This is a genomic window from Haemophilus parahaemolyticus (assembly GCF_018373095.1).
Lineage (GTDB): Bacteria > Pseudomonadota > Gammaproteobacteria > Enterobacterales > Pasteurellaceae > Haemophilus_A > Haemophilus_A parahaemolyticus_A.
Window position 1 is genome coordinate 1 of record NZ_JAHAHT010000065.1, and the last position, 10,586, is coordinate 10,586.

The window sequence follows — 10,586 nt, forward strand, 5'->3', positions numbered from 1 at the left end:
ATACCATTTCTCTTCTGGCTCACAAGGCGTTAGCACCTCTCCAACCCCCTCTGCAAACGCAGCAAAACCTCGTACAAAAATTGGCACATCTGCCCCAAGGAAAAGCCCTATTTCTGCCAACACTTCAAGGGATAAACCCGTTTGCCATAAATGGTTTAATCCGACTAACACCGTTGCGGCATTTGAAGAACCACCGCCAACACCACCGCCCATCGGCAAATTTTTGGTTAGACAAATTCTCGCCCCTTTTGTGCAAGCGGTCTTTTCTTGCAATAATTTTGCAGCACGATAAATCAAGTTCTGCTCTTTCGGTACATCGGGCAATTCATCTAATAATTGAATTTCACCATCATCTGTCACTTCAAAATCTAATTCATCGCCAAAATCCAAAAATTGGAAAAGCGTTTGTAATTCGTGATAGCCATCCGACCGCTTGCCAGTCACATATAAAAAGAGGTTGAGTTTTGCAGGGCTAGGTAATTTCATTAGTGCGTCCAATTATCAACACGAATTTTTAAGGTTTGCGAGCCATTTTCAAGTACAATCAATTTCGGTAAATTAGGCTGGCGAGTTTCATCATACGAAACATAAGTCACTTTCCAAACCACCCCATTCAGCGAATAACTAAATTGGGCTAATTGGCGTTTTTCATTTACCACATAATTTCCTTCTTTTTCAGGCAAGCCTTTCAGCCAATAAGCGAACTGATCAATAGGAAATGAAACACCAATAATTTCTTGCATTAACGCATCAATATCACGATCAGAGCGGCTATTCCCTTCACTATCTGACACGGTCAAGCCACGTGCATTACGATGTAATTTCAATGATTTACTCGAGAGATTAGACGAAAGCTCCAAACCAAAATTGCTCGCATTTTTGTATTGCCAATCAAAATGTGAGGAAAAACGTTCTTCTGGTGAAATATAACCAAACTGCCCTTTCGCTTGGTAACCACTGATTTTTTCAAGCTGATCAAGATGAGCTTGCCACTGCGGATCATTATGCGGAATTTGAATGGTAGGATGCTCAATTTGAGTCGGTGCATCCAACACTGATTGACAACCGACAAGAAAAAGCGAAAGGCTCAACGAGCTAAGAAAAGAAAGTTTTTTCATACTTATCATATAAATAAAGCGGTTTGATTTGAGTAAAATTTTGTAAATTCTACTCGAAATCTCACCGCTTGTCTTAATTTTCATTGGGTTAATGAAAACCATCTATTTTTCTCAATAGATAATTCATTCCGAACATTATCCAGAAGCATGGAGTAACGCCGTTTTTTATCATTTCTGGAGGTACGAAGAAGCCGAGCACAAGCGATAATTCAACATCACTACAATAGTGTCTTGCTCTACTAAACAGGTCAGGTCGTAATACTCCGTGCATTACGATAGCTATTATCTCTACTACCCAAACCACTACCAAAATTTACCACTTTTTAGTGGCGTTGATGGAGGCATTACGGCTTGAGCAGTAGAAAGGATAAATTAATCCTCATTAATCCGACTTGACACCGCACTTTGTTGATTTTTATATTTTGCATCTTTTCGGGCATTATATGGTTTAGCAGCGTGTCCGCTTAACACCTCAAAACTTAACGCACCGATTGCCATATTAGGACGAAGTGCAAGCGGTAATTTTCCTGCATTGAAAAACTCAAGTACAATACGCCCTTCCCAACCTGGGTCAATGCGGTGAGCGGTCACGTGAACCATTAAGCCAAGGCGTGCCAAGGAAGAGCGACCATCTAGCCAACCAACGATATTAGAAGGCAATTTTACCGATTCAAGAGTAACTGATAAGGCTAACTCACCAGGATGAAGGAAAAATGCTTCATTATCGCCGATAATAATTTCCTCACTCATTACACGTTCAAGCTGAGCAGTTACCGCTTCACGAGGACCGCTTACATCAATATAAGGGGTTGAGTGTTCACGGAAAATACGGAAAGAGTTGCCTAAACGAACATCAACAGTCGCTCCCGAAATTTTATCATTCGTAGGTCGTGGCGTGATTTCAATCAAGCCTTCATCTAAATAACGCTCAATGTCAGTATCACACAGACGCATCTTATTTTTTCCCTAATAGTTGCTGAATTTGAGCTTTTAAAATATTGATTGCAATACGGTTTTTCCCACCTTTTGGCACGATAATATCCGCATATTGTTTAGACGGCTCAATAAATTGTAAGAACATTGGTCGAACTGTTTTGCGATATTGAGCGATTACAGATTCCATAGTTCTACCACGTTCTACCATATCACGTTGTAAACGGCGGATAAAACAGATATCTAGCGGTGCATCTACGAAAATAGACACATTGATTTCGTTACGAATCTCTTCATCGGTCAGCAACAAAATACCTTCAAGAATGATGATTTTTTTTGCATCAAAGCGAGTGGTGGTTGTCTTGCGGTTATGTTCCGCATAGTCATATTCTGGAACATCAATAGATTTTCCTTGTTTTAATAGGCGTAAATGTTCAACTAATAAGTGGTGATCCATTGAATTGGGATGATCGTAGTTCGTTTTAACACGCTCATCCATAGTGAGATGACTTTGATCTTTATAGTACGCGTCTTCAGAAATAATGCCGATATCATCTGAGCCGAGCTCTTCTTTTAATTCTTTATAAATGGTTGAAGCAATTAAACTTTTGCCAGAAGCCGAAGCCCCTGCGATGGCGATTACAATACACGCTTGGTTTTCAGTAATTACAGACATTTTCTTTTCTCTTGTCAAAAATTCTTAAAATATAAACTCATTTTTATTCTAACATTTTTTACACTACTTTGTGGCGTAATTTTTCTGAGAATAATGATGATCGTTACATCATTAATTTGAGCTCCCAAAAAGGTGGAAGATAAGATTCTTCATTTTTAAATGATAATGGAAGAACCCCAAAATATTTTGTATAATCCTCTCCAAATCTTACCGCTTAAAGCGGTCATTTTTCGATAAAAATTTACAGAAGAAACAAGCCCGAGGTATTTATGAAAAAAGAAGAAGTAGGACACAATTTCCTTGCTCGCTTAGGCAAAACCCGTTTACGTCCAGGCGGTAAAGTCGCAACCGATTGGCTTATCGCAAATGGCGATTTCAACAAAGAGAAAAAAGTGCTCGAAGTGGCGTGCAATATGGGGACAACCGCGATTCAGCTTGCCAAAGAGTATGGTTGCCATATTACGGGCATTGACTTAGACGAAGAAGCTTTAGAAAAAGCACGTGCAAATATCAAAGAAAATGGCGTAGAAGAGTTGGTGCAAGTGCAACGAGCGAATGCAACCAAACTCCCATTTGAAGATAATAGCTTTGATATTGTGATCAACGAAGCAATGCTGACTATGCTGCCGATTGAAGCGAAAGAAAAAGCAATTCGCGAATATCTACGCGTGCTTAAACCAAATGGTTTATTGCTCACCCACGACGTGATGCTAAATACCGATGATGCGGAAGGCGTGATTGCTGATCTACGCGATGCGATTCACATTACCGTCACACCACTAAAAAAAGAGGGCTGGAAAGAGCTTTTCCACCATTGTGGTTTCCGTAATGTAGATACTTACTCAGGCGAGATGTCTCTGCTTTCACCAAAAGGGTTAATTACCGATGAAGGCGTGCTTGGTGCGATGAAAATTATCAGCAACGCACTTAAACCAGAAAACCGCGAAACCTTTACTAAAATGTTCAAAACCTTTAATGACCCAGAGAAAAAAATGGGTTTCATTGCTGTGTGCAGCCAAAAATAGTCTATGTTAGAACAAATCCAAACGTGGTATCGCCAAAAATTTAATGATCCTCAAATTGCCGCACTTGCAGGGATTTTACTGATTGGCTTTGGGATCATTTATTTTTTCAGCAACCTAATTATGCCATTGCTGATTGCGATTGTTCTGGCTTATTTGCTAGAAGTGCCAATCCACTTGCTTGAACGCTTTATGCCAAGAACATTGAGTGTCGTTATTGTACTTGGCTCGGCGCTCTCGCTTGTTTCATTCTTATTGGTGGTTATGCTGCCAAGTTTATGGAATCAAGCAGTCAATTTTATTCGCGATTTACCCAATATGCTCAACCTCTTGAGCGAATGGGTGCAAACCTTACCAGAGCACTACCCTGAGCTGATTGATTATTCGATGTTGGATAGCGTTGTCAGTTCGGTAAGGGCGAAAATTTTAGGCTATGGAGAATCGCTGCTATCCATTTCAGTGAACTCGCTGATTAACTTGGTCGGCTTAGGCATTTATGCGTTTCTCGTGCCGTTAATGGTTTTTTTCTTGTTGAAAGATAAATCCCTCTTTTTAAATTCGCTTGCCAATTTATTGCCGAGAAACCGCCGCTTAGCAACCCGTGTTTGGGTGGAAATGCAAGATCAAATTGCGAATTATATTCGAGGAAAATGTTTAGAAATCGCCATTGTTGGTGTGATTACTTATATCATTTTGATCTTCTTTGATTTACGCTACCCGCTCTTACTTTCGGTGATTGTCGGGCTTTCCGTGCTCGTGCCTTACATTGGTGCAGTACTTGCCACCATTCCAATCGCATTGATTGCCCTGATGCAGTTCGGTTTATCGCCTGAGTTCTACTACTTAATTTTGGCATTTGTTATCAGCCAATTATTAGATGGTAATTTAGTCGTGCCGTTTTTATTCTCTGAAGCAGTGAATTTACACCCACTAACTATCATTATTGCCGTCCTTATTTTTGGCGGATTATGGGGATTCTGGGGAGTATTTTTCGCTATTCCATTAGCAACTTTAGTGAAAGCCGTATTTAATGCGTTTTCTTCTAATGAAGAAAATTAATTTTTATTCATAGCTTGTAGGGCGGACTTAAGTCCGCCAAAATTTACCAACGGCGGACTTAAGTCCGCCCTACTTTTTTATTCTACAAGCGGTCTAATTTTCCCAATTTTTACCAAAGAAGGACAATATGTTAGTTTCCGATTTCCATTTTGATTTACCCGATGAGCTCATCGCTCGCTACCCTACCCAAGAACGCACCGCCAGCCGACTACTCTATTTAAACGGCAACACGGGGGAATTTACAGATCAACACTTCACTGATTTACTCGAACATTTAAATGAAGGTGACTTGCTTGTTTTTAACAATACCCGTGTGATTCCAGCCCGTCTTTACGGACGAAAATTAAGTGGCGGTAAGGTCGAGGCCTTGGTTGAACGTGTATTAGATGATCATCGCTGCTTAGCTCACGTACGTGCATCTAAAGCACCTAAAGAAGGCACGGTATTAGTGTTTGGCGAAGATAAATTAGGCGAAGGCAATGGCTTAACCGCAACGATGACGGCTCGTCACGATGCTCTCTTTGAATTGCAATTTGACGGCAAAAAACCACTATTTGACTTGCTACAACAAGCAGGGCATATGCCTTTACCGCCATATATCGACCGTCCCGATGAAGATGCTGACCAAGAGCGTTATCAAACAGTTTACAGTAAAGTATTAGGAGCTGTAGCTGCACCAACTGCGGGCTTGCATTTCGACCAAAATTTATTAGCAAAATTGAAAGAGAAAGGCGTAAATACCGCTTTTGTCACGCTTCACGTTGGAGCGGGGACGTTCCAACCTGTTCGCGTGGAAAATATTTTAGATCATAAAATGCACGCAGAATATGCCGAAGTTTCACAAGAAGTGGTAGAGCAAATCTTACAAACCAAAGCGAATGGCAAACGTGTAATTGCAGTTGGTACAACCTCAGTTCGTTCTATTGAAAGTGCGGCACAAGCGGTCAAAAATCCTAAAAATTTGATCGAACCGTTTTTCTCCGATACTTCCATTTTTATCTACCCAGGTAAAACATTCAAAGTTGTGGATGCTTTAGTCACTAACTTCCATTTGCCAGAGTCTACACTCATTATGTTAGTTTCTGCATTCGCTGGCTATCGTACCACAATGAATGCCTATGCCCACGCAGTAGCAGAGAAATATCGTTTCTTTAGCTATGGCGATGCGATGTTTATTGAGAAAAATATGAATGCGTTGAAGGATGTGCCATAAACATTTTTGGAAATCGGAAACAATAGCGGTCTATTTCTTTAAGTATTTTGCAAAATCTTATCAGAAATAGACCGCTTGTTATTACTCCATTTATTGGGCGAAAATTATTTTAATTCTCTTGTTCCCTGATTATCCACCTTACAAATATGAATAAATCCTTCGTTGTTTTGGAGGTATTCTTTTTCTAAGTAGGCTTCCAATTTTTGAGCGTGTTCCAAATCTGGTGCAATCGCAAACATGGTTGGGCCTGAACCAGAAATACCGACAGCTAATGCCCCAAGATCTTTACAACCTTGGCGAACAGTTGGGAAGTTCGGCAGTAAGTTTTCACGGTACGGTTCGGCGATTAAATCTTTCATCATCGCAGCCGCTAAAACATCTTGGTGTGTATGGCAAGCGTGGACGAATGAGCCTAAATAGCGAGCCTGTTGGATCATATCTTGGCGAGTGTAATTTTTCGGTAAAATTGCACGAGCCTCTGCGGTTGAAACCTCAATGCCAGGGTAAGCAAGTACCCAATACCATTCATCGAAGAAAGGTAACGGCTGGCAGATATTACCGAGCGATTGGGTCATTAATTGTAAGCCACCTAAATAGCACGGTGCTACGTTGTCGTAATGGATTGATCCTGAAATACGCCCCTCTAATTCCCCCATCATTTCCAACAATTCCATTTTTGAAAATGGCTCATCGTGGAATTTATTGAGTGCAACTAATGCCGCCACAATTGAGCAAGCACTAGAGCCTAAGCCTGAACCAATTGGCATATTCTTTTCGAGCGTTAAGCGTAAGTTTTTGATCTTGCCGCCACGTAATTTAAAGCGTTCACTGAAAAGCACGTAGGCTTGATAAACGATGTTTTTTTGCGGCTCTTTTGGTAATTTGCGAACAAAATAACCGACGCTTTCAAGTTCAAATGGCTGATCGCAATCTTCAATTTGCACCACATCGCCCAGCAAAGAGCCGTTGATTGGCGAGATAGCAGCCCCTAAAGAGTCAAAACCGACGCTGATATTTGCACTCGAAGCAGGTGCATAAATGCGTAATGTTGTCATTATTGTGCTCCTCCATGTAAAGTACGTAAAATATCCGCGAAGATACCCGCAGCCGTTACGCTATTGCCCGCACCGTAACCACGCAATAAGAGTGGAATTGGGCTGTAATAGCGAGTGAAGAAAGCCAGTGCGTTTTCACCATTTTTCACTTTGTAAAGTGGGTGCTCAGAATCGACCGCTTCAATCGCGACACGACATTTTCCGTTTACAATTGAGCCAACATAGCGTAGCACTTTACCTTCCGCTTTTGCGGCTTCAATACGTTTATTGAACTCTGCATCAAGCTCTGGCAACACTTGCAAAAATTCCTCTTTATTCATTCCGTCTGAGAAACCTTTTGGCAATACGCCTTCCACTTCAATGTCTTCAAACTCAAGAGCTAAGCCCATTTCACGTGCGAGAATCAGCAATTTACGTGCTACATCTGCACCTGATAAATCATCACGTGGATCAGGCTCGGTAAAGCCTTTTTCTTTCGCTAATAAAGTTGCTTCTGAAAGACTTAAGCCCTCTTCTAGTTTACCGAAAATAAAAGAGAGTGAGCCTGATAAAATCCCTTCGAATTTCTCAACTTCATCGCCTGCAGCGAGCAAGTTTTGTAAGTTTTCGATAACAGGTAAGCCCGCTCCTACGTTTGTTTCGTATAAGAATTTATGTTGACTTTGGCGAGCATTTTCACGCATTTCTTGATAGTAAGTGTAGCTTGAAGTATTCGCTTTTTTGTTTGGCGTCACTACGTGGAAGCCCTCTTTTAACGCACGAGCGTAAAGGTTTGCCACAGATTGTGCTGAAGTACAATCCACAAATACAGGGTTTACTACGTGGTGCAATTTGATAAACGAAAGCAATACATCAAAGTCTGATGGCTGTGTTGCGTTCTCTAAATCTTGCTGCCAGTTATCTAAATCTAAACCGTTTTCATTGAGTAACATTTTATCGGAGTTGGCTAATGCACAAACTCGGATCTCAATATCCTTCTTTGCAAGGAACGCCTTTTGTTGTTTCACTTGTTCAATCAATGAGCCACCAACGCCCCCCACTCCAACAAGGAACATATCCACCACTTTTTTGTTGCTGAATAAACGTTTATGCGTTGCTTTTTCGGCTTCAATCGCTTTATTTAAGGGTACTACCGCAGAGATAGAACGCTCAGATGAGCCTTGAGCAATCGCTACAATGCTGATATTCGCTTGAGCAAGTGCGGAGAAGAAACGGGCAGCGATCCCCTTAGCAGTACGCATTCCATCACCAACAACAGAAACAACAGAAAGATCTTTAATAACATCAATAGGATTTAAGCAACCTTCTAATAATTCATGAGCAAATTCACTCTCTAGTGCAGATAAAGCTTTTTCTGCTGATTTTGCTGGTACGCAGAAACTGATGCTGTATTCAGAAGAAGATTGGGTAATTAAGATGACGGAAATACCCGCCTTTGACATAGATGAAAATACACGGGCAGCCATCCCAACCATTCCCTGCATACCAGAACCAGATACGTTAAACATTGCTACATTATCTAGGTTGGTAATACCTTTTACTTTTAAGCCATCATCATTGATATTACCATCAATGTAAGTTCCTTTACCTTCAGGATTACCCGTATTTTTAATTAAACACGGTATATTGAGTGGAACAAGAGGACCGATTGTACGAGGATGGATCACTTTCGCTCCAAAGTAAGAAAGCTCCATCGCTTCTTGATAACTCATTGATTCTAAACAAATCGCATCAGGTACTAAACGAGGATCACAAGTGTACACGCCATCCACATCAGTCCAAATTTCACAACATTCTGCGTTTAAACAAGCTGCTAAACAAGCCGCTGAGTAGTCTGAACCATTGCGACCTAACAACACTAATTCGCCTTTTTCATTACCTGCCGTAAACCCAGCCATTAACACGATATTTTTCTGCGGAATTGCATTGGCATCAACACGTTTGGTTGATTCCGCAATATCCACAGAAGATTCTAAATAGCTACCTACAGCGAGTAATTTTTCAACAGGATTGATATTGGTTACTTCGTAACCTTTTGCCTCAAACCACGCTTGCATCATCGCAATTGAAAGTTTTTCACCACGGCAGTGAATGGTTGCTGCAACGGAATCTGGAAGAGACTTACTTTGTGCCGCTTCTTGGGCAACGCCTTGGATTTGTTTAAGTTCAGCCTCAACTAATGCTAATAAACCTTCACGATCAACCTTATTATTTGCTGCGTGTAAACCATTGATAATATTATGGAAAATATCGGTTGCTTCAGAAAGGTTTTGTTCGAAAGATTCGCCAGCAATCGCTTTATCTACGATGGCGACTAAATGATTGGTAATTTTAGCGGGAGCAGAAAGCACGCCTGCTGCTTGAGATTTTAAATGTGCTTTTTCGATAATATCTGCCGCTTGCATAAAGCGTTCTGGATTTGCAAGCGATGTGCCGCCAAATTTAAGAACTCGCATAGTTTCTCCTGAGTGATAAAAGAGTGATGTTGTAAATTTTTCTACAAAAAAACCCGCTTGTAGCGGGCTTTTCTTGGTTAGTTTTAACAATACTGACCCGCACTACACGAAGATAGTAATGATCGTAATCATGGTGGTCATCATTGCTTGAGTATTCATAATTTAGCTATTTGATTTAGCGTGAAAGATAGGTAGAGAATGTGCCAAAGTGAGAGATTTGTCAATGGTTTTTTGTGAGATTTTTCAAGTTTTGTATTATGATATGTCAAACAGCTTTAAAATAGGTATAAAATAGCCCAAATAGTACATATTCCGATACCCTCAAGCTTTTTATTCAATACAAAAAATTTGGCTATTGCCATCTAGCATTTGTACTTTTTCTTTCGTATAAATTTTCTACTCGTGAAAAAAGCTATTTTGTGCTATTTTAGTGCACATTTTTCCCTGATTACCCCTGATTAAAATAAATAATTTTCATAATATATTAGAAAATATTATAGGAGGTATTATTATGAATTTTCAAGAAATGATACTTGCTTTACAAAGCTATTGGGCTAAGCAAGGATGTATCATGATGCAACCTTATGACGTTGAAAAGGGTGCAGGAACAATGAATCCTAATACACTTTTACGTGCTTTAGGACCAGAACCATGGAGCGTATGTTATGTAGAACCATCTAGAAGACCTGCAGATGGTAGATATGGTGAAAACCCAAATAGATTATATCAACATCACCAATTTCAAGTTATATTAAAACCATCACCAGATGATATACAAGATTTATACCTAAAAAGTTTAGAAGCTATAGGAATAAATCCATTAGAACACGATATAAGATTTGTCGAAGATAACTGGGAATCAACTACAGTTGGTGCTTGGGGACTTGGATGGGAAGTTTGGCTAGATGGTATGGAAGTTACTCAATTTACATATTTCCAACAAGTTGGTGGTATAGAATGTGAATTAGAAACTGGTGAGATTACATACGGTTTAGAAAGACTTGCTATGTATATACAAGATGTAGACAGTGTATACGACTTACAATGGAATGAT

10 protein-coding genes are annotated in these 10,586 nt (G+C 40.2%); 4 read left to right on the top strand and 6 right to left on the bottom strand.

What is annotated here, in order from left to right; translation table 11 throughout:
• The 4 genes from ispE to udk form a co-directional block, all read right to left on the bottom strand.
• Positions 1-486, bottom strand: a 486-nt coding sequence (gene ispE / locus KH943_RS06995; protein ID WP_438359830.1) for a 4-(cytidine 5'-diphospho)-2-C-methyl-D-erythritol kinase, incomplete at its 3' end; no start/stop codon positions are given.
• Complete coding sequence (lolB, locus tag KH943_RS07000) at positions 486-1,118, bottom strand: lipoprotein insertase outer membrane protein LolB (RefSeq protein WP_304109429.1); 633 nt, start codon at positions 1,116-1,118, stop codon at positions 486-488. The genes ispE and lolB, both read right to left, overlap by 1 nt.
• A 372-nt stretch (positions 1,119-1,490) precedes the next feature.
• Positions 1,491-2,072, bottom strand: coding sequence for a dCTP deaminase (gene dcd / locus KH943_RS07005; RefSeq protein WP_304109431.1), 582 nt, complete (start codon positions 2,070-2,072; stop codon positions 1,491-1,493).
• Between the two features lies 1 nt (position 2,073).
• Positions 2,074-2,727, bottom strand: a complete 654-nt coding sequence (gene udk, locus KH943_RS07010; protein ID WP_304109433.1) for a uridine kinase — start codon at positions 2,725-2,727, stop codon at positions 2,074-2,076.
• 269 nt (positions 2,728-2,996) lie between these two features.
• On the opposite strand from udk, the gene KH943_RS07015 reads away from it, so the two are divergent.
• From KH943_RS07015 to queA, 3 genes are all read left to right on the top strand, one after another.
• A complete protein-coding gene (locus KH943_RS07015; protein ID WP_304109436.1) occupies positions 2,997-3,752 on the top strand; it encodes a class I SAM-dependent methyltransferase in 756 nt (251 codons plus the stop codon).
• Positions 3,753-3,755: 3 nt separating this feature from the next.
• A complete protein-coding gene (locus tag KH943_RS07020; RefSeq protein WP_304109439.1) occupies positions 3,756-4,808 on the top strand; it encodes an AI-2E family transporter in 1,053 nt (350 codons plus the stop codon).
• Between the two features lie 127 nt (positions 4,809-4,935).
• Complete coding sequence (gene queA / locus KH943_RS07025) at positions 4,936-6,021, top strand: tRNA preQ1(34) S-adenosylmethionine ribosyltransferase-isomerase QueA (protein ID WP_304109442.1); 1,086 nt, start codon at positions 4,936-4,938, stop codon at positions 6,019-6,021.
• Positions 6,022-6,125: 104 nt separating this feature from the next.
• Here queA and thrB read toward each other — a convergent pair whose 3' ends face one another.
• A complete protein-coding gene (gene thrB / locus KH943_RS07030) occupies positions 6,126-7,076 on the bottom strand; it encodes a homoserine kinase (protein WP_304109444.1) in 951 nt (316 codons plus the stop codon).
• Complete coding sequence (thrA, locus tag KH943_RS07035) at positions 7,076-9,532, bottom strand: bifunctional aspartate kinase/homoserine dehydrogenase I (RefSeq protein WP_304109447.1); 2,457 nt, start codon at positions 9,530-9,532, stop codon at positions 7,076-7,078. The genes thrB and thrA overlap by 1 nt, the downstream gene beginning before the upstream one ends.
• A 511-nt stretch (positions 9,533-10,043) precedes the next feature.
• On the opposite strand from thrA, the gene glyQ reads away from it, so the two are divergent.
• Positions 10,044-10,586 (top strand): glycine--tRNA ligase subunit alpha (gene glyQ, locus KH943_RS07040; protein ID WP_304109450.1); only part of this gene is annotated, 543 nt, incomplete at its 3' end.